Annotated in this window: 26 protein-coding genes; 17 read left to right on the forward strand and 9 right to left on the reverse strand. The window is 56.8% G+C overall.

From position 1 onward, the window contains the following. Positions 1-129: 129 nt before the first annotated feature. Both ILT42_RS13935 and ILT42_RS13940 read right to left on the reverse strand, forming a co-directional pair. Positions 130-1,062: a dihydrodipicolinate synthase family protein gene (locus ILT42_RS13935; protein ID WP_204216226.1), complete on the reverse strand. Its 933-nt coding sequence runs from the start codon at positions 1,060-1,062 to the stop codon at positions 130-132. Positions 1,063-1,077: 15 nt separating this feature from the next. After that, entirely contained in the window at positions 1,078-1,812 is a 735-nt protein-coding gene (locus tag ILT42_RS13940) for an IclR family transcriptional regulator (protein ID WP_204216227.1), read from the reverse strand. A gap of 639 nt (positions 1,813-2,451) precedes the next feature. On the opposite strand from ILT42_RS13940, the gene ILT42_RS13945 reads away from it, so the two are divergent. The 9 genes from ILT42_RS13945 to ILT42_RS13985 all read left to right on the forward strand — a co-directional run bounded on the left by ILT42_RS13945 (position 2,452) and on the right by ILT42_RS13985 (position 10,427). Further along, entirely contained in the window at positions 2,452-3,264 is an 813-nt protein-coding gene (locus ILT42_RS13945) for a transporter substrate-binding domain-containing protein (RefSeq protein ID WP_204216228.1), read from the forward strand. A gap of 125 nt (positions 3,265-3,389) precedes the next feature. Continuing rightward, the gene (locus tag ILT42_RS13950; protein ID WP_204216229.1) at positions 3,390-4,106 is read left to right on the forward strand and encodes an amino acid ABC transporter permease; all 717 of its coding nucleotides are present in this window, start codon (positions 3,390-3,392) and stop codon (positions 4,104-4,106) included. After that, positions 4,103-4,756 carry an amino acid ABC transporter permease gene (locus ILT42_RS13955; RefSeq protein ID WP_204216230.1) on the forward strand — a complete coding sequence of 218 codons (654 nt, stop codon included), beginning with the start codon at positions 4,103-4,105 and terminating at the stop codon, positions 4,754-4,756. Before ILT42_RS13950 ends, ILT42_RS13955 begins: the two co-directional genes overlap by 4 nt. Beyond that, a complete protein-coding gene (locus tag ILT42_RS13960) occupies positions 4,740-5,465 on the forward strand; it encodes an amino acid ABC transporter ATP-binding protein (protein ID WP_229428670.1) in 726 nt (241 codons plus the stop codon). Before ILT42_RS13955 ends, ILT42_RS13960 begins: the two co-directional genes overlap by 17 nt. Before the next feature lie 49 nt (positions 5,466-5,514). After that, positions 5,515-6,549 carry a hydroxyacid dehydrogenase gene (locus ILT42_RS13965; protein ID WP_204216231.1) on the forward strand — a complete coding sequence of 345 codons (1,035 nt, stop codon included), beginning with the start codon at positions 5,515-5,517 and terminating at the stop codon, positions 6,547-6,549. Between the two features lie 259 nt (positions 6,550-6,808). Next, positions 6,809-7,720: a PfkB family carbohydrate kinase gene (locus ILT42_RS13970; RefSeq protein WP_204216232.1), complete on the forward strand. Its 912-nt coding sequence runs from the start codon at positions 6,809-6,811 to the stop codon at positions 7,718-7,720. A gap of 36 nt (positions 7,721-7,756) precedes the next feature. After that, positions 7,757-8,584, forward strand: a complete 828-nt coding sequence (locus ILT42_RS13975) for an HpcH/HpaI aldolase family protein (protein ID WP_204216233.1) — start codon at positions 7,757-7,759, stop codon at positions 8,582-8,584. Positions 8,585-8,592: 8 nt separating this feature from the next. Then, on the forward strand, positions 8,593-9,651 hold the full coding sequence (locus ILT42_RS13980; RefSeq protein WP_204216234.1) for a tagatose 1,6-diphosphate aldolase: 1,059 nt from the start codon (positions 8,593-8,595) through the stop codon (positions 9,649-9,651). 11 nt (positions 9,652-9,662) lie between these two features. Continuing rightward, on the forward strand, positions 9,663-10,427 hold the full coding sequence (locus ILT42_RS13985) for an SDR family NAD(P)-dependent oxidoreductase (RefSeq protein WP_204216235.1): 765 nt from the start codon (positions 9,663-9,665) through the stop codon (positions 10,425-10,427). Positions 10,428-10,620: 193 nt separating this feature from the next. Here ILT42_RS13985 and ILT42_RS13990 read toward each other — a convergent pair whose 3' ends face one another. After that, entirely contained in the window at positions 10,621-11,334 is a 714-nt protein-coding gene (locus tag ILT42_RS13990) for a TetR/AcrR family transcriptional regulator (protein WP_204216236.1), read from the reverse strand. Positions 11,335-11,475: 141 nt separating this feature from the next. On the opposite strand from ILT42_RS13990, the gene ILT42_RS13995 reads away from it, so the two are divergent. From ILT42_RS13995 to ILT42_RS14025, 7 genes are all read left to right on the forward strand, one after another. Continuing rightward, on the forward strand, positions 11,476-12,531 hold the full coding sequence (locus tag ILT42_RS13995) for an ABC transporter ATP-binding protein (protein ID WP_204216237.1): 1,056 nt from the start codon (positions 11,476-11,478) through the stop codon (positions 12,529-12,531). Positions 12,532-12,569: 38 nt separating this feature from the next. Further along, positions 12,570-13,613 carry an ABC transporter substrate-binding protein gene (locus ILT42_RS14000; protein WP_204216238.1) on the forward strand — a complete coding sequence of 348 codons (1,044 nt, stop codon included), beginning with the start codon at positions 12,570-12,572 and terminating at the stop codon, positions 13,611-13,613. An 85-nt stretch (positions 13,614-13,698) separates the two neighbouring features. Further along, positions 13,699-14,487: an ABC transporter permease gene (locus ILT42_RS14005; protein WP_204216239.1), complete on the forward strand. Its 789-nt coding sequence runs from the start codon at positions 13,699-13,701 to the stop codon at positions 14,485-14,487. Further along, positions 14,484-15,284 (forward strand): ABC transporter permease, encoded by an 801-nt coding sequence (locus ILT42_RS14010; protein WP_204216240.1) that lies wholly within the window; start codon positions 14,484-14,486, stop codon positions 15,282-15,284. Before ILT42_RS14005 ends, ILT42_RS14010 begins: the two co-directional genes overlap by 4 nt. 1 nt (position 15,285) lies before the next feature. Further along, positions 15,286-16,941, forward strand: a complete 1,656-nt coding sequence (locus tag ILT42_RS14015) for an AMP-binding protein (protein WP_204216241.1) — start codon at positions 15,286-15,288, stop codon at positions 16,939-16,941. Between the two features lie 22 nt (positions 16,942-16,963). Continuing rightward, entirely contained in the window at positions 16,964-17,761 is a 798-nt protein-coding gene (locus tag ILT42_RS14020; RefSeq protein ID WP_204216242.1) for an enoyl-CoA hydratase/isomerase family protein, read from the forward strand. A gap of 308 nt (positions 17,762-18,069) precedes the next feature. Beyond that, positions 18,070-18,390, forward strand: a complete 321-nt coding sequence (locus ILT42_RS14025) for a hypothetical protein (protein WP_204216243.1) — start codon at positions 18,070-18,072, stop codon at positions 18,388-18,390. 49 nt (positions 18,391-18,439) lie between these two features. On the opposite strand, the gene ILT42_RS14030 is transcribed toward ILT42_RS14025, so the two are convergent. Beyond that, positions 18,440-18,838, reverse strand: a complete 399-nt coding sequence (locus tag ILT42_RS14030) for a VOC family protein (protein ID WP_204216244.1) — start codon at positions 18,836-18,838, stop codon at positions 18,440-18,442. A gap of 154 nt (positions 18,839-18,992) precedes the next feature. On the opposite strand from ILT42_RS14030, the gene ILT42_RS14035 reads away from it, so the two are divergent. Beyond that, the gene (locus tag ILT42_RS14035; RefSeq protein ID WP_204216245.1) at positions 18,993-20,312 is read left to right on the forward strand and encodes a cation:proton antiporter; all 1,320 of its coding nucleotides are present in this window, start codon (positions 18,993-18,995) and stop codon (positions 20,310-20,312) included. Positions 20,313-20,365: 53 nt separating this feature from the next. On the opposite strand, the gene ILT42_RS14040 is transcribed toward ILT42_RS14035, so the two are convergent. The 5 genes from ILT42_RS14040 to ILT42_RS14060 all read right to left on the reverse strand — a co-directional run bounded on the left by ILT42_RS14040 (position 20,366) and on the right by ILT42_RS14060 (position 25,323). Beyond that, complete coding sequence (locus tag ILT42_RS14040) at positions 20,366-21,358, reverse strand: SIS domain-containing protein (RefSeq protein WP_204216246.1); 993 nt, start codon at positions 21,356-21,358, stop codon at positions 20,366-20,368. A gap of 31 nt (positions 21,359-21,389) precedes the next feature. Further along, on the reverse strand, positions 21,390-22,325 hold the full coding sequence (locus tag ILT42_RS14045) for an N-acetylglucosamine kinase (protein WP_204216247.1): 936 nt from the start codon (positions 22,323-22,325) through the stop codon (positions 21,390-21,392). Positions 22,326-22,417: 92 nt separating this feature from the next. After that, positions 22,418-23,512, reverse strand: a complete 1,095-nt coding sequence (locus tag ILT42_RS14050; protein ID WP_204216248.1) for an ABC transporter ATP-binding protein — start codon at positions 23,510-23,512, stop codon at positions 22,418-22,420. Positions 23,513-23,557: 45 nt separating this feature from the next. Continuing rightward, positions 23,558-24,439 (reverse strand): carbohydrate ABC transporter permease, encoded by an 882-nt coding sequence (locus ILT42_RS14055; RefSeq protein ID WP_204216249.1) that lies wholly within the window; start codon positions 24,437-24,439, stop codon positions 23,558-23,560. Continuing rightward, positions 24,436-25,323, reverse strand: a complete 888-nt coding sequence (locus tag ILT42_RS14060; protein WP_204216250.1) for a carbohydrate ABC transporter permease — start codon at positions 25,321-25,323, stop codon at positions 24,436-24,438. The genes ILT42_RS14055 and ILT42_RS14060 overlap by 4 nt, the downstream gene beginning before the upstream one ends. Positions 25,324-25,360 lie beyond the last annotated feature (37 nt).

Raw genomic sequence — 25,360 nt, forward strand, 5'->3', positions numbered from 1 at the left:
TTTTTGTCTCCAAAACACCTCAGCAACACCCCAAAACCCCAACCCTCAAACCAGAAAAAACACCTCACATAAGGAAAAAACCCGATCAACCCAGACCAAACCTATGTCGGAGCCGCGTTCCTTATCGGGTCAAACTGCCCTCTGCCTGGAGGGGTCGGCCTGCGGGCGGAAATCAGATCGCACGGGCAGTTGCTCCAGAGCATCGCGGATAGCTTCCCTGTCGCGATCCTTCACCCTTAGCATCGGGGCCCTAGGAAAACTGTCGGAAAGGCCTTGCAGACCCTGAGCTGCTTTGATCCGTGCGGGGAGATCATCTCCCTTGAGCGTATTCCACAGTCGAACCAACCCAGCGTGGATCTCGACTGCGCGGACTGTGTTTCCAGCCTGAATGGCGTTCCACAATTCAACGTTTGGGCCTGGCGCCGCGCTGGCGACCGCTGCAATAGATCCTGCGGCTCCGAGTTGGTAGCAACTCATCAATGCATTGTCGATCGCCGCATAGACTTTATCCGGCCCGATCTCAGCGACCAGATTTGAGTAAGCTTCAAAGCTTTTGTCGCTCTGCTTCACACCGCACACTTCCGGGATCGTCTTCAGAATCGTCGCGCAGGTTGCGGGGCTCAGAATGTCCCAGGGCAGAACGTTGTAGATTATGACCGGCACGTCAGCGGCCGCCGATAAGGTTCGGTAAAATTCGAGCAATCCTTCGATCGAAGGTCGGAAGATGTAATGCGGTGGCGCGATCTGCAGAGCTTCGATGCGTACATGCTTGAGTGCTTCGATACGGCCCAAGGCGGAGCGTGCACTGTCGACGATGATACTCGCGATAACGGGTATCTGACCTGAAACACAGTCGACCGCGGCGCTGGTCAATATGGCGAGCTCGTCGGCTTCAAGCGTGTATCCTTCCCCGGTGCTGCCGCCAACAACGACACCGTGAACTCCGTGAGAGAGCGCCCAGTCGACCTCGCTTCTGAAAGCCTGCAGATCAAGCTCACCTGTGCTGTCGAAAGGCGTCGTCAATGGGACGAGCACCCCGCGTAGCTTATTGTCAGTACTCATTGGCAATCAAGCCTCTTAGGATCGGCGAGGATCGTGGCCCAGCGACCTCGAAATCTGGTCAGCCGTCGAGGTGACGATCGGAGCGATCGTCAACACCCGATCACGTGTCAATCGATCGGCCGGACCACTCACGCTTATCGCCGCAAACACTCGATCTGCTGCATTGTAAATCGGTGCCGCGACGCAGCGTATATTCGGTTGATGCTCCCCTTCATCGACAGCATACCCACGCTTCGCTATCTGACGAAGTTCTTTTCGAAGATCAGCCGGGTCCGTTATCGTGCTGGGTGTGTATGGAACCAAACCTTGCTTGATAATCTTCTCGATCGTTCTCTCATCTTGGAATGCCAAGGCGGCTTTTCCGACCCCTGTGCAATATGACGGTGAGATAGAGAGCGTCGTTGTCCAGTTCACGCTAGATCCGCTCGGTTCCAAATGCTCCACCGAAACCATATTCGTTCCATCGAAGACACAAAGGTGCGAGCCCTCGCCCGTCGCCTTGATGAGCCGATCTACAAGTGGTCGTGCTTCGTTGAATACATCGAGATTGCCGAGAACAATGCTGCCGAGTTCGAACAGGCGAATACCCATCCGGTACCGATCTCGACCCTTGTCTTGCTCAAGGAGCTTCACCTCGCGCAAGCTGCTGACCAAGCGATGAACCGTCGTCTTCGGCATCCCGCAGCGCTCTGAAATTTCACTGAGGCTCAGACTCCGGTCATACCGATTGAAGCAATCGAGAACGACCATGAGCTTTCGCATGGACTTCAAAGAACCTCGTTCCGCTGTTTCGGATCCAGTCTTTCGAGCCGGCTTTCGTTCGCTCTTCGATGTCGCCCTGTCAGTCAACGTTGAGCGGTCCTCAATTTTCGCAGTCATGCTTTCCTACTCTATAGATCCATCAGCAGGAACAAAATGGAAGTCTTCTGGTGGCGCATACAACGTTAATATATGAATTATTGTTGCGCAATTAAGGGTAGCGGTGCCTTCTGGCTCGGTGAACAGGACGGATGTTGAACTGATAAGTTGAGTGCCAAGATCAACCCAAAGACCAATAACCCGGTTGTCAACATGAGATCCGGTTCAATGCGAAGCGGATCGGCGTGGCTAAGCCCGTACGAAACGGGTTCCTCTTGACCCATGTATGCGTCATGCCGCTCCAGCCTACCATCCGCGCGGCACCGTCCCAAAGGAAACAGCAACTTTCGTCTAGCCCCTCGCCATGAGCCAGAGGCGGGACCAGCACCTCCGAGATTCAAATTCAAAGCTTACGGCGAATAGCGATTGACATCGGCTCGAGGCGGCGCAAAATTAACTTATTCCGCTATCCGGAGTTCTGTACGCAAAAGATGTGTCTTTGGTTTCAAAAGGCGCTTGAGGGAGGAAAGTATGCTGGGATCATCGAGATATCGTTCCATCGTGGCATCCGCGTTGCTAATCGCGGGTGCTGTCGTCGCGAGCTGCGTGCCTTCCGAGGCGCAGACGATCAAAGAAATCGTCGCCAAGAAGAAGATATCCATCGGCGTCATGACCGGGATACCGCCCTACGATACGGTAGATACAAGTGGAAAGACAATCGGTTATAACGTCGACTTGGCGAATTTGATCGGCAAATACCTCGGCGTCGAAGTCGAAATCGTGCCGGTGAACAATTCGTCCAGAATTGCGGCTCTGGAATCTGGTAAAATCGACGTCCAGATCGCTTTGGCGACTGCGACCCCTGAGCGAGCCAAGGTTGTGATGTTTACCTCCCCATATGGGAGCTATGACATGTCGCTCATCGGGGCGAAGACCGCAAATATCAAGAAAGTCGACGATCTGGCTGGGAAGAAAGTTTCTGTTCCGAAAGGCAGCACGCAGGACCTGACTATCTCCGCGTTCAATTTCCCGGGGATGCAGGTGGTCCGGTTTGACGACGACGCCACGGCAATGCAGGCGCTGGTATCCGGCCAAGTCGACGCAACCGCCGCACCTGCCGTCATGGCGAACGACCTGCTCAAGAAGAATGGTCTGGAGCGGCTGGAGGTAAAAACTCCGATCTACTCTCAGTATCAATCAATGGCCGTCCGCATGGGCTCTTTCGAACTCCTGCAATGGCTCAACAATTTCATCTTCTACATCCGAACCGACGGTCAGCTCGACGCGCTTCACAAGAAGTGGACAGGCGTCCCCGTCCCCAACCAACCGCTGCCGTCCTTCTAGTGCGACACTGAATGCGACCCTCTCGATAAACGAAATGTCTGAAGGCGGAGAAACTTGGAGAGGTCGACACGCCTTTCCACTCTGCCTTCGATTTCCGAAGTTCAAACGATAGGCGCCAGAAATCCATGGCCTATGAGATGCAGTTCCAACCGGTGCTCAATTATGCCCCGGATCTCATCGATGGAACGGTCACCACCCTCGTCTTGGCGTCTCAATCCATCGCGCTGGGTGTCATCCTTGGCGGATTGGGAGCAATCGGTCGCACGGAAGGACCGTCATGGCTGTCGATCGCCATTTCCACCTATGTAGAAGTCTTTCGGAATACACCGCTGCTCGTCCAGCTGTTTCTGGTATTTTTCGCACTTCCCATGATAGGACTTCAGGTGCCCGTCATGGTGGCGGCAGTCCTTGCAATGGCTCTCAATCTCGGGGCCTATGCCACAGAGATCATCCGGGCGGGTATTGTCGCCATTCCCAAGGCCCAAATCGAAGCCGGTCTTTCTCTCGGCCTGTCAAGGTTCCAAATCATACGTCATATCATCTTCATCCCGGCCTTGATGATCATATATCCGGCTCTGACGAGCCAACTGACCTTGACGCTTCTAGGCACAAGCATAGCTTCGGCAATATCGGCGGCCGAACTTTCGAGCGCTGCAAGCGTCATCGAGTCGAAAACCTTCAGAAGCCTGGAGACATACATCACCATCGCCTTGATCTATATCAGCCTGACTTTCATGTTCAGGTTCTTGTATTGGATTATTGGCAAGATCCTGTTTCACCGAAAGGTCGTCACATCCAAGAATGTCGTTGAGGATCCTCTTCTGACGGGAGCTGGGGCATGATCCAGACCTTCAGCTGGGATCATGTCATCTTCCTCTTGCGGGGCGCGACCTGGACCTTGAGCCTGTCCATCATCTCGTTTCTCGTTGGCGGTGCGGTAGCCCTGCTCTTGGCGCCCCTCAGGGTTCTTGGCCCCTCTCCAGTCCGCGCGAGCATCAGTGGTTATGTTCAGATTGTACAAGCAACACCGTTGCTGATCGTGGTTTTCCTAGCCTTCTATGGTCTTAGCTTCCTGAACATTCATCTCCCGCCCCTTTTCGCTGCGGGAATATCGCTTTCGATCTATTCATCCGCCTTTCTCATCGAGATATGGAGAGGATGTATTCAAGCGATAGGACGGCCACAATGGGAGGCTGGCGACGCGCTTGCCCTCTCCCTAGTCCAGCAACTGCGATACATCATTCTTCCGCAGGCCTTTAGGATCGCCATACCGCCGACAGTCGGCTTCATGGTTCAAGTGGTCAAGAACACCTCTGTCGTGGCCCTGATTGGCTTCGTGGAACTGACGCGTGCCGGTCAACTTCTCAACAACATCACGTTCCAACCGTTCGCCGTCTTTTTGACGGTTGCGGCAATCTATTTCTGTGTCTGCTTTCCTCTCTCCCTCACAAGCAAGTATCTCTCTTGGAGGATCAATGTCGCCCATCGTTGAGCTCAAGCGCATCAGCAAATCCTACGGGGCCGTCAAGGTGTTCGAGGGCATCTCACTGAGCGTCAAGCCGGGTGAGGTCGTAGCCGTCATCGGACGCAGCGGTTCCGGAAAAAGCACGATGCTACGTTGTATCAATGGACTCGAGCGAATTCAAGGTGGCGAGATTCACGTTGCCGGACACTGCATTAAGCCAGAAACGAAGAACCTTCAGGAATTGCGACTTGATGTTGGAATGGTTTTCCAGAGCTACGCGCTGTTCCCGCACCTCACCGTCAGGGAAAACATCACCCTGGCGCCACGAGTTGTTAAGAAGCTACGCTCTGAAGAGGCCGACGCGGTAGCTGCATCGGTTCTGAAAAGCGTTGGGCTGATAGAGAAAATCGACGCCTACCCGGATTCACTGTCGGGCGGGCAGCAGCAGCGGGTCGCCATTGCACGCGCGCTGGCCATGAAGCCGAAAGTCATGTTGTTCGACGAGGTCACTTCCGCTTTGGATCCGGAGCTTACGGGTGAGGTCCTCAAGGTGATGGAAGAACTTGCCGCTGCGGGCATGACTATGATTCTGGTGACCCATGAGATGAGGTTTGCCGAGAACATCGCTGATACGACCGTCTTCATGCACAAAGGGAAAATTTGGGAAGAAGGAGCGTCGAATGAGCTCTTCACAAACCCAAAAACGCCGGAGCTGAGAGGCTTCATTCAGGCTTAGCATTGGTCCCGAAGGACTGAACCTGATCGCTTTTTGTAAGGTGACTCACATGCCGAAGTGGAACGTTGTCTATTGTGACCAGCCGCATCCGATCGCGCCTGAGATCGCTGCCCTTAGCAACGACTTCAATCTCATTCGGCTGCCGGCGGATGCGAGTCGGGAGGAAGGCTTGAGCATCCTCAGAACCGCTCACGTCTATCATAATCCGAATCCGCCCTGGCGCCTGGATCGGGAAGTGCTTGAGCAATGTCCGGAGCTCTTGTTCGCGTCTCCCGACGGTGCAGGGTATGACAGCATCGACGTGTCTGAATGCACTGACCGTGGCGTCTGCGTTGCAAATCAATCGGGACTGAACTCGGGCACGGTCGCGGAGTTCGCAGTATCCGTCATGTTGGCGCATGCGCACCGGATTCTGCCTGCAGATCGAGCCATGCGGCGTGACCGCAGCTGGACCCGACTCTCCTTTACCGGCAGCGATCTGCGAGGAAAGACGCTTGGAATCGTCGGGTTCGGTAACATTGGCTCCCAAGTAGGTGACATTTGCCGAAATGGCTTCGAGATGAACGTTCTCGCTTATGACCCCTTCGTCTCCGAGGAGAGAGTTCGGGCAAGAGGCGCCGAACCGGCCACGCTTGAGACAGTGCTGTCGGAGAGCGATGTTGTGACTGTTCATATGCCGTTGTCCAAGGATACCCAGGGGATCATCGGAAGGCGTGAGCTTGAAAGAATGAAACACGATGCCCTTCTGATCACGACAGCCAGGGGAGGCGTCGTCGATGAGAACGCACTCTACGAAGTCCTCCGATCCGGGCATCTCAGTGGAGCTGGTATCGATGTCTGGCTCGAAGAACCGCCCAGCATCAATAACCCGCTTTTGACCTTGGACAATGTCATAGCAACACCGCATATCGCAGGAAGTACGCGACAGGGATACCGGGCGGTGTCGGTTGCCGCGGCTGAGCAAATCGTCGCCGTTCTCAGTGGCGAGAAACCCAAACGTATTATCAATCCAAACGTCTGGCCAAAGTTTCTGGAGCGGTTGCACGCATCGATAAAGAGCTCTCTGCTGACAGAGGCAGGTTGAATGTCCGATATGGATTTAATGCGGATCTGAAAAGAAGTATTTCAGATGTTTTCGGGCTGAATTTCAACTTACCTGGACGGCGTAGAGAACTTTCATCGTGATGAATAACCGACGATTGTCTGCTTGAATAATATTGTCAGCATTGAATTAACTCTTGGGTTTGCGTCGGTTCCATAGAGACAGGCAATTGACAACGTCACATCGAGACGTATCATGTTTTCCGAAATGTGGAATTAAGAACCGGAAATGGGAGGCGACATTGGCTGCGCGCGTGCTTTGTGTCGGGGTGGCAGTTCAAGACAATATATTTGCCGTCGAGAAGATTCCCTCCTCCCCGACGAAAAACTTCGCCACGGACTTCGGCGAAGCTGGTGGCGGGCCTGCCGCCAACGCTGCTGTCACGGTCTCGCGGCTGGGCGGACAGGCCGCATTATGGGCGCGCGTCGGGGGAGATCATCTAGGCGAGCGCATCATTAAAGAGCTACGTGAATCTGGTGTCGACACAAGGCACATCCGCCAGATACCCGGGCGCCGATCTGGTGTTTCGGCTGTCGTCGTTGATCGCAACGGCGAGCGGATGATCACCGCATACGCCGACAAGGAGCTTGATCGAAACCCGGACTGGCTTCCGGTCGATGAGATCGATTCCTTCGATGCCGTGCTGGCTGATGTCCGGTGGCCAACTGCATCGGAGCGCGTTTTAAGAGCGGCAAGAGATAAGAGCGTGCCGTCCGTTCTGGATGCGGATCTAACGACCGACGATGCCATCGCGAAGCTCGCTCCCCTTGCAGATCATACGGTGTTCTCCTTGCCAGGACTGCAACGCTTCACGGACATATCTGATCCTCAAGAGGCTCTTCAGTCAGCCCAGGCGCGTGTAGGCGGACTGGTCGGGGTCACATTAGGCTCACGTGGATTCACATGGCTGGAGGCGGGGAAACCCTGTCATGTCCCTGCCTTCACGGTGGAAGCGATCGATACGCTCGCAGCTGGAGATGTCTTTCATGGAGCCTATGCCTTGGGTATCGCAGAAGGACGTGGCGTTGCCGATGCCGCCAGACTGGCGGCCGCGACAGCTGCCTTGAAGTGCACCCGGTGGGGAGGGCGAGCCGGGATACCCGCTAGAAGCGAAGTCGAATCGCTGCTCCAGGGTCAGTTGGCCGCCACTTAAAATCTAAATGCCTCGTTCGAAATGGAGACGATCAGAATGAAAAGCGAATCCTTCCCGATCAGAAAACGACTTGACGCCAATGAGACAACGTTTGGTGCCACAGTTTACTCAGGGTCCTGTCTTGCAGTTGAAGCCATGGGTCACTGGGGGCTTGATTTCGCCTTCATCGATGCGGAGCACACCGCCTTCTCGGTCTCCGGAGACATCGAGAAGATGATCATGTCAGCGAAGCTCACAGGCATATCGCCGATGATCCGCGTGCCGAGCGTCAACGAGGTTGATGTCCGCAAAGTCTTCGAAATGGGAGCCGAGGGCGTCATCGTTCCGCAAGTGAAAACCGCCGATGAGATGCGCACGATCGTTCGGGCGGCGAAATTCCCTCCCATCGGAAGGCGGGGTGGCGATGCATCCGTCCGCTCGGCTCGCTGGGCGGGCCCCGGATTCAACTGGCCTGAATATACCGAAGCCGCGAATGCGAGCACGCTCGTCATTCCCATGGCGGAAAACTTCGAGTTCTTCGATAATCTCGATGAGATCCTCGAAGTCGACGGAATTGACATCGTCAATTATGGACCTGTTGACTACGCACTGTCCAAGCATTTGCCAGTGGATTACTCGATGTCCGGCAAGGAAATCGACCAGCTTCTCGATCTGCTGATCGCCAAGTGCCACGCTAGGGGCATCAAGGTCATGGCGCCATGCATTCCAACAAGCCTGGAGAATGCACAACGACTTATCGAGAAGGGAGTCGATATGCTGATCATGGGCAATGACATGATGTACATTAATAACGGATGTCGTCAGGCCAGGGAGGGCGTCATCGACCATGTACGCGCCACGGCGCCTCTGGCGCGAGCGAGCTGAGGCGCGCCATGGAAATATCAGCTGGTAAGCTCAGAGGTCTGCGGAGACTGGCAGACAAGGCTGGTCGTTTCAAGATGGTGGCGGTCGATCAGAGGCCGCCCATGATCAAGTCTATCGGGGAGAAGATCGCACCCCGTACCGCGGGGTATGACGAGATAGCTCCCGTCAAGGCTCTGCTCGCACGAACATTGACTCCTATGGGGTCAGCCGTGCTGATCGATCCTGATTATGGGTTTAGCCTAGCCGCCGATGGTATTCCGGCGGATCGCGGATTGCTGATCACGCTTGAGGATTTCCGATTTGAGGATTCCCCTGGAGGACGAATGACCCGCTTGCCCGACGGCTGGGACGTCGGGAAGATCAAGCGAATGGGAGCCGACGGCGTCAAGCTGCTCCTCTGGTATCGGCCCGATTGCAGTCCGGAAGTCGTGGAGCATCAGAAGCAACTGGTGCGTCAGGTCGGAGAGGCGTGCACGCGATACGACATCGCCTTCCTCCTGGAACTCCTCGTTTATCCTTTCAAGGGAGCTGCGAACCACACGACCGATTATACGGAGAACAAGGAAAAGTATCCGGAACTAGTGCTTCAAAGCTTAAGGGATTTCGCAGATCCCTCCTACGGCGTCGATATCTATAAGCTCGAGAGCCCGATTCCAGCCGATACCCTGCCGGATCCGAACGAAGACAGCGCCGAGACTCGCAAGGCTCAAGAATGGTTCGACAAGATCGGCACGATCATCGATCGACCTTGGGTGATGTTGAGTGCCGGAGCCGGCATGGAGCAGTTCCGCCGCGTTCTTGCTTTTGCCTATAAGGCCGGAGCCAACGGATACCTCGCGGGCCGCGCCATCTGGTGGCAGGCTTTTGGAACATACCCGGATTTGTCGGCGATGGAACTCGGCCTGGAACGGGACTCCGCACGCTATATGGAGGAGATCAATCTCCTGACCGACAATCTCGCACGTCCCTGGAGAATGGCGCCCGCTTTGTCGAACGGCGTACATCTCAAGAATGCCGGGCCTGCATTCCCAGCCTCATATGATGACTTTAGTGCCACGGCCGCCTGAAAGAACAGAATATGCTGAATGATCTCAAGAATAAGCGCGTCCTCGTGACAGGATCCAGTACCGGGATCGGTGCGGCAGTCGCGCAGGGCTTTGCCAGGGTGGGTGCGCGCGTTGTCGTGCACTACAAGTCGAGTGCCGAAGAGGCCGCTAGTATCGTGACTGCCATTCAGGAGACCGGAGGCGAAGCGCATTCGGTTCAAGGTGATGTCGCAAAGAGTGAAGAATCAAATCGGATCGTCGAGGAAGCGGCATCTCTGTTAGGTGGCCTCGATGTTGTTATCAACAACGCCGGTGCGATGGTTAAGAGGGCGCCGTTAGCGGAGGTCGACGACGCTCTGTACGACGATGTTCTTGACTGCAATGTTCGCTCGGTCATCATGATTTCGAAGGCTGCTGTCCCCCACTTCGAAAGGGCAGGCTCCGGCGTCATCGTGAATACAAGTTCGATCGCGGCCCGAAACGGCGGCGGACCCGGCGCTGGTCTCTATGCAGGCGCAAAGGCATTCGTCGGTAACATCACGCGCAATATGGCCAAGGAGCTCGCCGGTCGCAAAATCCGTGTCAATGCAGTTTCCCCAGGTGTGATCCTGACACCCTTTCATGAGCGCTTCTCGAGTCCTGAATGGCTTGAAGCCATGCGCAAGACGATCCCGATGGAGCGGATTGGGAGTCCGGAGGATTGCGTAGGCGTATTCTTGTTCCTCGCGTCGGATACAATGAGTGGCTATATAAATGGTCAAACCATTGAAGTGAATGGCGGCCAATACATGCCTTAGTGAGGAGCTGCGCTAGCCCTCCATAAACTGGGCGTAAAACGCTTTCGGACCCGCCAAATCCCAAGACGTCCAAACTCGCATGACCCTGATACGGACGCTGCGATGTCGGACAAAGTCCGAAAGTTTTCTAGTGTGCGCTGTTGGTGTCCACCGCCTAGAGAAAGTCCTGGTTGATCATCTGGCGGGGCACCCGCTAGACCCTGCCGCGCACCTTGAGGTGACGGGGCAGGGGAATTCTATCGGCTTCCGGTGGGGCGTTGTAGATGGCTGAGAACCACATATCCGACAGGGTGGTGGCCACGAGCCTCGTGTCATCCTCGAACATGGCCAGGGGCTGGGTTCGCCCATAGATTTTCAGCAAAAGTTCATCCACCATTCCGATCAAGCAAAAAATCGTCAACCTGAGCTTCTTCTGATCCCAAAGTTCCAGTTGCCCCTCGCGACCGAGGCGCGCGATGACTCTTTCCACCATGACATCATCCGAGCGCCGCCCAACCTCGGCGATCAACTCGTCCTCGTCCTTGAGTTGGAAGTGGCAGCGCATCAAGCCGACATTTCGCCGGAAACACTCCACGTAGTGGAGATTGGCCAAATGAATCGCTTCATATTGTGACGCATCCCGCGGGATTGGTTCACGTGACGCTCGAACGAACTTGAAATAGTCAGCAATTGTTTTGGCGACGACATCCCGTTTGGCTGGAAAGTAACGGTAAAATGTACCGTGAGCAATGCCAGCGAGCGCTGTGATATTGTCGACAGTAATCGTATGGTAGTTCTTCTCATTCAGAAGTCTAGCCGTCGCAAGTTCGATCTGAAGTTCGGTCCGAACCGTCTTCTTCTCGCCTTCCGCTACAGAGACGAGTTTTTCAAGATACCTTATGTAGTCACAGTCGAAGTCGTCAAACAAGCAGCATCACCTTTTGCCAATCCCTTGCTTCTACCAGCGTGCCACACGTTTTGCCAAATGTCCGCACTGCAAAACAGGTCACTTGACAAAAATGACGGAAACGTCATTTTTGGTTCGCACCTTGCATCGGAGCTAGCATAGATGACCTCAGCCGGGGCGACGATCGACTTCAAGAACGTACGCAAGACATACGGCAAGTTCGTTGCACTGGAAGACTTTTCGATGCGTGTGGAGGGCGGCGAGTTCATGACCCTTCTGGGCGCCAGTGGCTCGGGAAAAACCACCGCCCTCAATTCCCTTGCCGGTTTCGTCGATATCGACGGCGGCGAAATTCTGATCGATGGCGTACCGATAACCAAGCTGCCGACGGAAAAGCGCGATATCGGAATGGTGTTTCAAAACTATTCGCTGTTTCCCCATCGCAGCGTGATCCGAAATATTTCGTTTCCACTGGAAATGCGTGGCGTAGCCCGTGACGAGGCCCGGCGGCGATCTTTCAAGGCGCTTGAAATGGTGCGCTTGGACTCGCTGGCCAACAGGATGCCGCACGAGTTGTCGGGCGGCCAAAAGCAAAGGGTCGCATTCGCTCGCGCCGTCGTGTTTGAGCCACGGGTCTTGCTAATGGACGAACCCCTTGGCGCTCTGGATCTGAAGCTGCGTGAGACGCTTCAGCTGGAGATCAAGGAGTATCAGCGACAAATCGGTTGCACTGTCATCTACGTCACGCACGACCAGAGTGAGGCGCTGACGCTGTCGGACCGAATGGCAGTGATGGATAAGGGGCGCGTTCTTCAGATCGGCACTCCGGAACAGCTTTATGACAGGCCGCAATCGCGATTTGTCGCAGGGTTTGTCGGCTCCAACAACATCCTCAAGGTCCAAAGCGTCGAAGAGGGGTTCATGACTCTGGAGGGGCTCGGCCGCTTCAAGGGGGACGGCCGTCATCTGATTCCGGGCGGCTTTGTGTCGATCCGGCCTGAACTCATCACCATTCGCCATGGGGGCTCCGGGGCTCACATGGCGCATCTTTCCGAAGCCGTCTTCTTCGGCAATTCCGTACGCTACATCCTCCGCGCCGCCGACAGCAAAGAAATATCGGCCATCGAACATCGACGGCCAGGGCAAGACGTACTGCCGCTCGGAACGGCGGTCGCATTCGACCTTGATACCAGCGACCTCGTTCCGCTCTTGGATTGACTCAAACGGGTTTTGCAAACAACAACAGGGGACGTGCAATGACCAAGATCACCAGAAGAACCTTCGGAATCGCAGCCGGCGCATTAGCAGGCTCTCTTGCATTCAGCCCGTCATTCGCCGAGGACGTGACGATCGTCGTCAATGGCTCGGGCGGCGCGCTCGCTCAAACCATCACGAAAATTTTCGAAGAGCCCTTTACCAAGGCGACGGGTATCAAGGTGAGACCGACGGCACCGGTCAGTCTTCCCAAACTCAAGGCAATGGTCGAATCCGGAAACGTCGAATGGGACGTAACCGAGCTGAACGGCGACGATGTCGTAACCGCCACGAAAGCCGGTTGGTTGGTGCCCATCGACTACAAGGCTATCGACCCTGATAACAAGCTGCCGGCTATCGCGAAGCAGCCCACAGCGTTGGTCCGCGCATCCTACTCGACGGTCATCGCGTTTCGGACCGACAAGTTCGGCGGAAAAACCCCGCAATCCTGGGCCGATTTCTGGGACGTGAAATCCTTCCCTGGTCCTCGCTCCCTGGAGAACTCGCCGAAGGGTAATCTCGAATTTGCCCTGCTGGCAGATGGCGTGGCGCCGGACAAGCTTTATCCGCTCGACGTTGATCGCGCATTCAAAAAGCTTGATCAGATCAAGAAGCACATCCCGGTCTGGTGGACGAACGGCGCGCAGCACGTCCAATTGCTCATCGATGGCGAGGTCAGTATGACGTCGTCCTGGAACGGCCGGATCACGCCGCTCAAGAACGAGGGCAAGCCCGTCGACATCACGTTCAAGGGTGGCGCGTTGATGCTGTCCTACCTGGGCATTCCCAAGGGGGCAAAGCATCAGAAGGAAGCCTTGCAGTTTATGAAGTTTCGCATGGATCCTGTCGCGTCCGCGGAGTTCGTGAAGCAGGTTCCTTATCCAGGGTTCGTTCCGGGCATGATGGAACTGCTCGACCCTGCTTTTGCCGCTACGTTGCCGACGTCACCTGCGAACGCAGCGGTGCAGTTTGATTTCAACAGCGCTTGGTGGGCGGACAATCTCGATGCCGTCCAAGCCCGCTGGAATGAATGGCTGCTGATCTAGTCCACGCGAAAAGCCTAATACCGCCATGAAAATCCGATGGTCAAGGACGATCCTGCTTCTCACACCGGCAACCCTGCTGGCGGCAATGCTCTTCGTCTATCCGGTTTTCGGCGTACTCAGCCTGACGGTTCACGATGGAACATCCTTCACTGGCGAGCCGATCCGGCAGGTTTTCAATTCGCAACTCTCCATCATCGTGTTGCAGCGGACATTCGTGACCGCTGCAACCGTTACCTTGATCTGCCTGCTTATGGGATACCCCATGGCTTATTTCATGGCAGGCCTCTCACCCCGCAAGCGCGTTCTGGCTACATATCTGATCTTGCTGCCGTTCTGGATCAGCGTCCTGATCCGAACCTATACGTGGATCATTCTTCTGGGCCGTGAGGGCATTCTCAACAAGGCTCTGGTGGCGATCGGCCTGACCGCGGAGCCCATTCAACTCCTTTACACCCCGTTCGCGGTGCATATCGGCATGGTTCAGATCCTTCTGCCGATCGTCATCCTCACCTGCCTGACTTCGATCTTGGATGTGGAGCGAGACCTCGTGAAAGCTGCACGGATATTGGGAGCCACGCCCGCGCAGGCTTTTTGGAAGGTTCTGTTTCCCCTGAGCGTCAGCGGGGCCGCAACCGGCGGCATCATCTGCTTTATTCTGTGCCTCGGCTTCTTCGTGACGCCCACATTGCTGGGTGGACGCACGAGCCTGCTGATCGCTAATCTGATCGACCTTCAGGTTCATAAGACCTTGAAGTGGGACCTGGCGGCCGTCATGGCATCGGCGATGCTGGCTGCAACATTCACATGCCTGCTGGCCTATTGGATGCTGACACGCAAAAGGGCGGAATTCGCGACTGGAGGCCTAGCGCGATGACCCGTATCGTTCTGCTGGTGTATTTTGTGCTCGTGACAGGCTTTCTGCTACTGCCGCTCATCTTCCTCCTTCCGATCTCCTTGACGAACAGCCAGTTTCTCGAATTTCCTCCGAAGTCCCTGTCCCTACGATGGTATCGTGAGTTTTTCATCGATCAGAGTTGGGTGGATGCGACACTCGTCAGTCTCAAGATCGGCTTCGGCGCGACAGCCATTAGTCTTCTTCTCGGCACGTTGGCGTCTGTCGCGCTGGTTCGTTCGAACTTCAGACTCAAGGGCATTTTGACGGCGATCTTCATCGCGCCGCTCATCATCCCTTCCGTCGTAATCGCCCTCGCGCTCTACATCGTGTTCCTACGGTGGAGATTAGTGAACAATATTTATGCTTTGACGATCGCGCATGCGATGATCGCGATGCCTTATGTGGTGATGATCATCACAGGGAGTCTTCGTCGCTTCGATATGACGATTGAACGAGCGGCGCGCATTTTGGGGGCGACGCCGGTCAGAGCATTCATTCATACGACGTTGCCGTTCCTGACACCCGCTCTGTTCGCGTCAGGAATCCTGGCCTTCTTTGCGTCCTTCGATGAACTGATCATTACGCTCTTCATCTCAGGCGGTCTGCAGACGCTGCCGGTCCGGATTTGGAACGATCTCAGCCTCAAGCTGGATCCAACCGTCCCCGCCGTTGCTGTCATGCTGACGCTCGTCAGCATCCTCGGAATGACGGTTGGCGAAATCGCCCGTCGTAGGAACGAGCGCCGGTACCAGAGCAACCCTATCTCCGAGGCTTAACATGAACGATGCCGCCGACTCCAGAACTTGGTCCGACTTGAAGCCCATTGTCGACAAGATGCGAGAGAACATCGAAGCGACGCCGCTTGGACGAAACATCGGCTCGTTCGTCGATGACATGGTCGCGGCCAATCGCGACCGGAGGTTCTGGACCTTCTTCGAGGAGGAGGATGGCGGTGTTGCGACTTACGGTCAGGTACAAGACGCCATCGCCAGAACGGCGGGTGGGCTCTATGCAGCCGGCATACGGAAGGGATCGCATGTCGCGGTCATGCTGCCGAATATTCCAGCTTTTCCGATCACATGGCTCGCCATCGCAAAACTCGGCGCAGTCATGGTGCCTGTCAATGTCGGCTATACCGGGCGAGAGCTCAATTATGTGTTGACCGATTCCCAGTCGACTTTCCTGATTATCCATGCCACTTGCATTCCTGCCTATGAAGCCCTCGGTGACGAAGCGCCCTTGCCGCCATCCGCCGTCATGGTGGTGGGTGCCGGCGCGCACGAGGCAAGCGGATATTCCCGCATCGACGATAACGCTCCTGACCTCCCTCAGGATCTTCCAGAACCTGCGCTCGATGATCTCGTCAACATTCAGTACACATCCGGCACGACAGGATTTCCAAAAGGCTGCATGCTGTCGCACCGTTACTGGCTGACAATATCGCTGGTGGCGGCAATGCGCGGCGGAGAAGACGAAGATGTTAAGAACGTTCTCGCCGCTCAGCCCTTTTTCTATATGGACCCGCAATGGCTGACGCTCATGGCGATGAGGGTCGGAGGTCAAATCTTTGTAGCCCAGCGCGCAAGTTCAACCCGTTTCATGGATTGGGTGCGGCGCTACGACATCGAATATTGTCTGTTCCCTGAGATCATTTATCAGCAGCCGGAGACGGCAGCTGACGGAGACAATCGACTCAAGCGAGTTTCTGTTTTTGGCTTCAACAAGGAGAAGCATGCCGACTTTGAACGCCGCTATCACACGCTGGCCCGCGAGTCGTTTGGCATGACAGAGGTTGGATCCGCGCTGTTCGTCCCTCGGGAGGCCTATCACATGGTGGGTTCGGGCACCTGCGGAATGGTATCGCCCTTCCGCGAAGTTCAGATTACCGACCCCGAAGGGAATGTGGTGCCGAACGGCGAGGTCGGAGAATTGTGTGTGCGGGGACCTGGCATCATGCAGGGTTACTACCGAAAGCCGGAGGCGAACCAAGCTTCGTTCCGCGGTGATTGGTTCCGGACGGGCGACTTATTCTGGCGTGATGAGCAAGGATTTCATTACATCGTCGGCCGTCTCAAGGACATGATTCGACGCAGTGGAGAGAATATTGCTGCACGAGAGGTCGAGGCAGCCCTTTCCGAGATGCCGCAGATTCTTGAGGCAGCGGTGGTCGGCGTCAAGGACTCAGCGCGGGGCGAGGAGGTGAAAGCCTACATCGTGCTCCAGCCGGGTGTCTCTGAAGCAGATGCCACTCCCATGATGATCTTCGAACATTGCAAGAGCCGGCTCGCTTCATTCAAGACGCCCCGCTTTGTCGAGTATCGCGATGCCTTGCCTAAAACGCCGTCCGAAAAAATCGCAAAGCAGAAACTCATCGCCGAGAAGCCCGACTTGCGAGTTGGTAGTTTCGATCGCGTGACCAATCAGTGGCTCTGAAGAAATCAGAAGGACGAGAAAGATGCCTTTCGAGTACAAGCGCAGCGGAAAAATCGGCTATTTCACCATTCGCAATGGTACAGTGAATCCGATGACGCCGGCGATGCACAAGCAGTTCTATGGGATGATGCTTGAGTTTCTTTCGGACGATGAGGTCAGCGTGGGCATCCTCCAGGGTGCTGGTGACCGGGCTTTCTCAGCTGGTGACGACATCAAGAACGATTACGCCAAATTCGATACCCCGGCGGATGAGTTGGCCTACTATCTTTGGCCCAAACACCGTGTGGCGGAAGGCGAACCGGACACGTTTACTTGGTCACGGGAGGTACTCTCGCTCAATCGTTTCAAGCCGATCATCGGAGCGGTACGTGGCTACTGCTACGGTCAGGGAATGATCTATCTCAGTCATCTCACCGATATCCGGGTCGCCTCGGAGGATGCCAAGTTCGGCTTTCCCGAGATCGCCTATGGCATGGGCGGGGCGGGAGGCTCAACACGCCTGTCTCGCTATGTACCCCACACGGTTGCGATGGAGATGTTGCTCACCGGTGACCCGCTCTCGGCTCAGGATGCGTTGCGCGCGAACCTCGTCAATGCCGTTGTCCCTACCGATCAGGTCCTGGCGAAAGCCGAGGAATACGCCGAGCGTGTCGCACGCCATCCGCTGCTGGCGTTGCGGATCGAAATGGAAGCCTCCATTCGGTGCATGGATATGTCGCGCCAGGACGCGCTCGACTACGTGAAGAACTTGTATCGGATGCAGCGACTTACCTACAATGGCGATGAGAAGGTTGGATCGTTCCTTTACAAATCGGCCTAAGCCTTCACATCGTTTGTGAGCCGGGCCAAGGCGGAGAGAGCACCTTGTTCAGCCGCTGAACGAGGCCGATCTTGACCCGGTATGCCAGACCTCGGTGGTTTTAGATCCCCGCAACCAAACACAACAAAGCCCTCGACGGTTCTTGCCGCGAGGGCTTTTTGCTGCCCCGGAGGTTCGACAGTTCAAGTGGCCTACGAGGAGCGAAAAACTCGGACTAATCGATACGCTGTAATATAAATAAACAGTTTTCGGAACCGTCGAGCTTGCTTCGACTTGTCTCCAAGTCTGCTCACGACGAAGGCTAGGACATGAGACTTACCCTCGCTCTGACCATGCTGATTTCGGCAGTTCCCCCCGTTCTGGCCCAGGTACCGGCAGAGGTCGAAGCCTGCAGGATCGCGGGCTTGGCGGCCATCAAGGAGAAGTCGCCTTCTCTCGACCAGATCACGCTGGATATCGAATCGCTTGCGATCTCGAAGGCCGATACGAGCGTTGGGACAACCCCTATCAAGATGGTCATCATGGGCGATGCGTACCTGCAGCGCGACAAGAACGACAAGCCGAACCGATTCGTCTGCCTCATCAGCGAAGGCGGCAAGGTCGTCCTGACCTTCTTCACGGAGCAGTGACAGTCGCTTTGGGGCAAGGCCGGCTCTTCTGCTTGAGAGGCCTCGACGCCTAGCCGGCAGAGGTTCCATGGTCGTTGATCTCGACCCAGTAACCGTCAGGGTCTTGGATGAAAATCTGTCGGTAGCCCCCGGGAGCCGAGCCGATGCGGCTCTCATGACCGGGAAAGTCGGAGAATGGGATGCCTCTCGCGCCCAGGTCGGAGATGACGCCCTCCAGATCCGACGTGCTGAGCGCGAAGTGCACGGCTTTCTCGAGATGTATGGCCTTGGCATCGCCTTCCGTCAGATGAAGGGCGCCCAGGCCGTTGATCGAGAGCCAGCGAATCTGCGGATGACCCGGCTCTATGGAAATGATCTTGAACCCGAAAACGTCCTGGTAGAAGCGGAGACTGGTCTCAAGGTCTCGAACCAGCAACGAACAATGATCGAGGCTGTAGGGGCGGGGCATGGCATCTCCTCTGGCGGCAATAGTGGCAGGATAACCAATTCGTCTCCGCAAGCAGTTCCTTATACGGGATTTCACCCTATTTCTTGAGGTCGACCTGAAAGAGAAGCGACCGCATGGCGTGGCATTCCTCAGGGCAGGTGGGACGTTACCCGGAATGCCACGCTTCGCCGATCTAACCCCGGACCCCTATATCGTACTTCTCACCGGAACGGGTCTTTTGATCGCTTTGGTCGCTTGGCTTCCCATGGTGCTCAAGCGTCTTCCCTTGTCACTACCCATCGTATGCATCGGGCTTGGTGCTGGAATCTTTTCGATTCCTCAAATCACCTTCAAGCCACACCCGATGGAGCATCCGGAGTTTACGGAGCGCTTCACCGAATTTGTCGTCATCATTGCCCTCATGGGTGCGGGACTCAAGATCGACCGTGTCTTCGACTTCCGCCGTTGGTCGATTACATGGCGCCTTCTGGCGGTCACCATGCCACTCAGTATTCTGGCGATCATGCTGGTCGGATCATGGGCGGGACTGCCTTTCGTCGCCGCTCTCCTCATGGCAGCCAGCCTCGCCCCCACCGATCCGGTTCTTGCATCCGATGTCCAAGTCGGTCCCCCCAAAAGCGGCCAGGAGGACGAAGTCCGCTTCGGTCTCACCTCCGAGGCAGGTCTCAATGACGGTTTTGCCTTCCCGTTCGTTCACCTGGCCATCGCCCTGAGTCTCTCAGCAGCAACCGGAGCACCGTGGCTCGGGCATTGGCTCACCTACAATGTGCTCTGGGAGGTCGGGGCAGGCGTGGGCGCCGGATGGCTGATCGGGTGGGTCTTCGGCTGGCTGACCTTCCGCATTCCATCCGAGAACAAGCTGGCGCAGACGGGGGACGGCCTCATAGCCATCGCGGCCACGTTCATGTCTTACGGACTGACCGAGATGATCCATTGCTATGGCTTCCTGGCCGTCTTCGTCACCGCCCTGACGATCCGCCATTCCCACCGTCAACACGACTTCCATCGCGAGATGCACGACATCACCGAGCAGGTCGAGCGCCTGGCCATGATGGTTCTTCTGCTCCTGTTCGGGGGCGCACTGGTCAGCGGCCTGCTGGAGCCTCTTACGATGGCTGATGTCGGGCTCGCCCTCGTCACGCTCCTGATCATACGACCTGTCACAGGCCTGATCGGATTATATGGGTTCAGGGCAGCGCCGAGCGAAAAACTCACATTGTCCTTCTTCGGAATCCGAGGCGTCGGATCGTTCTACTATCTCGCCTATGGCCTGAACCATGCCAGTTTTCCGCAACCGGAACGGCTCTGGGCCATCATTGGGCTGATCGTCCTTCTGTCCATCCTGCTTCACGGGCTGACCGTCACCCCGATCATGCGTCTCCTGGACCGAAAGCAGGGCCGGGATCCAGACGCCCCCGAGCGGGCCGAGATTCCGCCGCCCGGCCTCACAGGTCCCTCGCAGCCCACCCGGTAGGCTCCGCTGTGGAGGACCGGGAGACGCAGTGCAGGCCACGTCTGCCAAAACGCTCAGGCGGCCTTGATCTTCGTGTCGGTCTGGGGGTAGCGGAACTTCGTATCCGTCAGGCCGGCTGCATCGGAGAGTTCCGCAGCCAGAAGCTGGGCCGACAGGATGTCCAGGATGCCTCGCGCGATACGACTCTCCTGGGCTGGCACCCGGAGCACCGTCAGGCGCTCACCATCCTCGATGTCAAGGCGCGCGGTCACCAGCACGACCGGGCAACCGATCGTTTCCAACTGGTGGGCCATCTCCACCTCTCGGCCATCGCCGAAGACGAGAACGCCTGTCTTTCCGTCCATCGATTCCATCGGTCCATGAAGGTAATGACGGGTGTCGAATGCGCAGGTGGGCACCCGCGAGGCTTCACGAACCAGGAGGGTTGCGCCCTCGGAGGTGCCAAGAGCCGCGCCTGCGCCTACGCAATCGATCGCCCTTCGATCCGCAAACAAATGCCCGATGCGATGCATCTTCTCGGCGGAGAGAGACAGTACATCTCCGGCGAGGCCGGGAAGCGCATCCCAGTCGGTCGCCGTCGGTCCGCAGAGCTTTTCCAGGAGAAGGCCTGCAACCAGGAGGGTCCCGGTATAGCCTGTGCTGGAGGGAGTCGCATCCGAGCCATTCTCGATGGTGACGTGGCGGCCCGCGGCCTCAGCCAAAGGGCTTTCAGGGTCCTTGGTGATCGCTAGTTTGGCGGCCTTGGGATGATTGCGAAGGGCCCGTACGGTCTCGATGCTCCGGCCGCGATGCGAGAGCGCGATCATGACGTCCGCGTGATCCCCACCCTCCATCAAGTCGACGGGACGGGTCGGAACGGCACGCCGGCCACGGCGCTGCAACTCGCTGGCCACGACAACAGCGGCGGCATAGCTTGCACCGATGCCGGTGACAGCGATGAGGCCCGTCTTCAGGGGTTCCAAATCGAGCTTCTCGATCTCGGCCCGCGCGTTCAGGCAATCCCTAAGGGATTCCGGCTGGCGCGCTATCGTGGAACGGTAACTCATGACATGAAGGCCTTTCGCTAAGCTGGTATGTTTAGAGAGTGGACAATACGGGGAGAGCTGCGTTCGTCCTGGGTGCAGAAATGAGCGACGCAGCAATCCGGCACGCCCCTTCGACAGGGGGGCCGGGATAAAGTTTGGCGGCAATCTGCCCCTCGAAACGCAGCGAAACCTGTTCGAAGAAGGCATTGGCGAGGAGGGGTTGGGATGCGATGACGCTACCGCCGGCCACGACCGTTACGGCGTCCGAGCCGTTTTGCCTCAAACGCGCTACAAGATCCGCGAGCTCCTTGGCGCCATCCCGAATGACCTGACGAGCCAAGAGCGATCCTCCTTCGGCCGCCTCGAACACCACTTGGGCGTGGCGCCCGAGGGCGGCCGCTCCGCCTTGCCGTCCGACGGCGCTGCCGATGCGGGCGGCGGATGGGATGTCGAGGGCCTCAAAGAGGGCGCGCACCAGGGGCTCGTCCTCCGTCCCGCCATAGTCGAGGTGCAGCGCTACCGCGCGCGCCGCCTCGCGAACGAGGCCGGATGCGCTGCCGTCGTCTCCGATAATCCAACCCCAGCCGCCTGCCACAAGCATGCGGCCTTGGGACGTCCGGCAGACGGCAATCGAGCCTGTGCCCGATACGAGACCGATCTGGTTCGTGAGACCGAGTGCGGCCGGGAGCAGTTCAGCATCGTTGACAACTTTGACCGGGAACGTGGTGTGAAGGGACAAAGCAGCCTCAAAGGCGAGGCATTCCGCCTCGTCGTCACACCCATGGGCACCCACCGCCAAACTGGCAACCGGGGCACCTTCGGCGAATCGTTGCGCGATCGCGAGCAACGCGACAGCGTCGGGGGCCCAGTTCCGCACGCGCCATTGCGCCGTGGGGAGAACGAGATCCCGGCGAGACCCAGCGGCATCATAGGCTCGGAGATGGGTCTTGGTCCCCCCGATATCGATTCCGATCATGAGCGGCGTCATGCAAGCCTCTTCGATATCATGACAAAGTTCTCTTTACGTCCCTCGCAGCCAGAGGGCTGCGGGGGCATGTTCAACCGTAGCGTTTCGAAGGATTAGGAGGCGGAGCGAATGCGTTCGCCTGCCTCGTCGAACAGAAGAATGCCGGTCGTATCGAGCTGAGCGACGCACTCTTTGCCACCCCGATAGCGGCCACCGTTGCTGCGGACCACCAAGCGTTCGCCGTTCGGCAGATCGGTATGCATATATGTGACATCGCCTAATTCTTCGACGAATGCGACCGTGGCGGGAAGTGACACGGCGCTATCGGCATCCTCGGAGAGTCCGACATATTCAGTGCGAATGCCGACCTGTACTTTCCGAAGCGAAGAATCGAACCCTCTGAACGGAAGATCGAACTGTTTCAAAGCGCCGGTCACTGCAAGAGTGATATGGTCGGACTCCACCCGAGCGACATCGGCGTCCATGAAGTTCATGCGAGGCGAACCAATGAACCCTGCCACAAACTTGTTGGCCGGATCGTCGTAGAGATCGAGCGGACGCCCACACTGCTGAATGACGCCGCCATGCATCACCACCATCTTGTCCGCCAGTGTCATCGCTTCGACCTGATCATGGGTCACGTAGATCATGGTCGTCTTGAGCTTATCGTGGAGTTGGATGAGTTCCGCCCGCATCTGAACGCGTAGCTCCGTGTCGAGATTTGAAAGCGGTTCGTCGAATAGAAACACCTTCGGTTCACGGACAATTGCCCTCCCGATGGCCACGCGCTGCTTCTGGCCACCAGACAACTCTCCGGGGCGCCGCTGAAGAAGATGTTCCAGCCGGAGAATGTTGGCAGCCCTCTCGACCTTCTCCTTGATCCGGGCCTTCTTTTCCTTGGCGATCATCAGGCTGAACGCCATGTTCTCAAAGGCAGTCATGTGAGGGTACAGGGCGTAGGATTGGAAGACCATCGCGACACCGCGACGGGCCGGGTCGACCGCGTTCACGACCTGCCCATTGAGGCGGATCTGCCCCGTGCCGATGTCCTCAAGCCCCGATATCATGCGAAGGAGAGTCGACTTCCCGCATCCGGACGGTCCCACGAACACTACGAACTCGCCGGACGAGATCTCCAGATTGATGTTCTTCAGAACGTTCACGGCCCCATAGGACTTCGACACGTTCGTGATTTCGAGCTGTGCCATTTTCAGACCTCCAAGTTCTCTTCCGGCCCCATGTACCTGAAGGCGCTACCCTTTCGACCCCGACATCGCGATACCTTCGACGATCTTGCGCTGGAAGATCAGGAAGAAGAGGAGCGGGGGAAGAGCGGCCAGAAGGTTGGCCGTCATCACGATGTCCACGGTCTGATGGGAGTAGGGTGAGTTGAACAGACCCACTACCTGACCGACGGTATAGAGTTCCGGGCTCGGTGCCACGATGAGCGGCCACATGAAGTTGCCCCATGTCTTCATGAACGTCAGAATCGCCAATGTCACGAGGGCGTTCTTGGAAAGCGGCAGGGCGATGTACCGGTAAAGTTGGAAATGGCTGGCGCCATCGAGCCTTGCTGCCTCGATCATGTCCCGGGGAATCGTCTTCATGAACTGGATCAGCATGAAGAGGCCAAACGCAGATGCAAGGCCGGGAACGACGAGGCCCTGCATGGTGTTCAGCCAACCGAGGCTCGCCGTTAGAAGATAGGTCGGTATGATGGTGACGGCGGTCGGAACCATCAGCGAGAGCATAACGGTGGCGAATAGGATGCGTTTTCCAGGAAATTCGAATAGCGCGAACTCGAAAGCCGCCATGGATCCGATAATGAGAACTCCGGCGATGGTCAGCAGGCTATATGCCACCGACACGTAGTACGCCTTCATGTAATCCGTCTCTTGCATGATCATAAGGATCTTGCTGATGCCGGCGCTGAACGACGTCGGATACAGGCGAGGGTTCAGCGAAACAGGTGTTCCCGGCTCTGCGAAAACGACATTGACCATCCACCAGATCGGGAAGACCGCCACGATGGCGATACAGGCCGCCGTTATCCACTTGAGGAGTGCCCACCCGGAGAAGGGTAGCGCAACCGCGCGGGCCGGGTTGGAATAGGCGGTGATGGCTTCAGCGGTCATCTGTCATATCCCTTCCGGCGCAGTGCAAACATAGCTGCGGTGAACAGCATGATGATCGCGGTCAGAATGAACCCATAGGCCGCGGCCTGTCCGAACCTCAAGGAGCCGAATCCGCGACCCATCATGTCCATCACTGGAAATAGAAGCGCGCCTTGGCGGCCGCCATAGCTGGCAAAAGACGAGCCCGTGAGGAGCCACGGAACGTCAAAGACCTGGAGGGCAGAGATGAAGCCGTACGTCGTCACGAAAAACAGGACCGGATACAACATGGGGATCGTGATGTAGCGCACCTGCTGCAGGCGGCTCGCGCCATCGAGACGGGCGGCTTCGTAATAGTCCTTGGGGATATTTTTCAGGCCGGCCAAGATAATCACCATGTTGAAGCCTGCCGACACCCACACGTCGACTGCGATGGCCGCATAGAGCATTGTCCCGGTGTCGTTGAGAAAGTTGATCGATCCCATGCCGAACCAACCCAGGATCATGTTGAGCAGACCGAAGTTTGGCGTGTAGATCCAGCGCCAGACAGTCGCGGCCAAGAAGGCCGGCAGTACCACTGGCAGGAAGAATGCGCTGCGGAAGATGTTGGACCAGAAGCCTTTGAAGCTATTGACAAGCAGAGCTAAGCCGAATGCGACAGATATCCCGAGTGGAACCGTGATGGCGATGTATTTGCCCAGATTCCACATGGCCTTCTCGAAATCGCGGGAAGCGAGGATCCGCTGATAATTCCCGAGACCGACGAAGCGCGTGCTGGTCGTCGCGTTCCAGTCGTGAAAGCTGTAGAAGAGCCCGCTTGCGATGGGATAGAGGAAGAAAACTGCAAACAGCAGCATGAATGGAAACACCATCATGTAATGCGGCAGATGTTTCTTGACTGTCACGATATGCCCCGCTGCGATCGCCTGGCCGGATGCCTCA

Origin of the sequence: Microvirga pudoricolor, assembly GCF_016892705.1 — a bacterium.
Taxonomy (GTDB): Bacteria; Pseudomonadota; Alphaproteobacteria; order Rhizobiales; family Beijerinckiaceae; genus Microvirga; species Microvirga pudoricolor.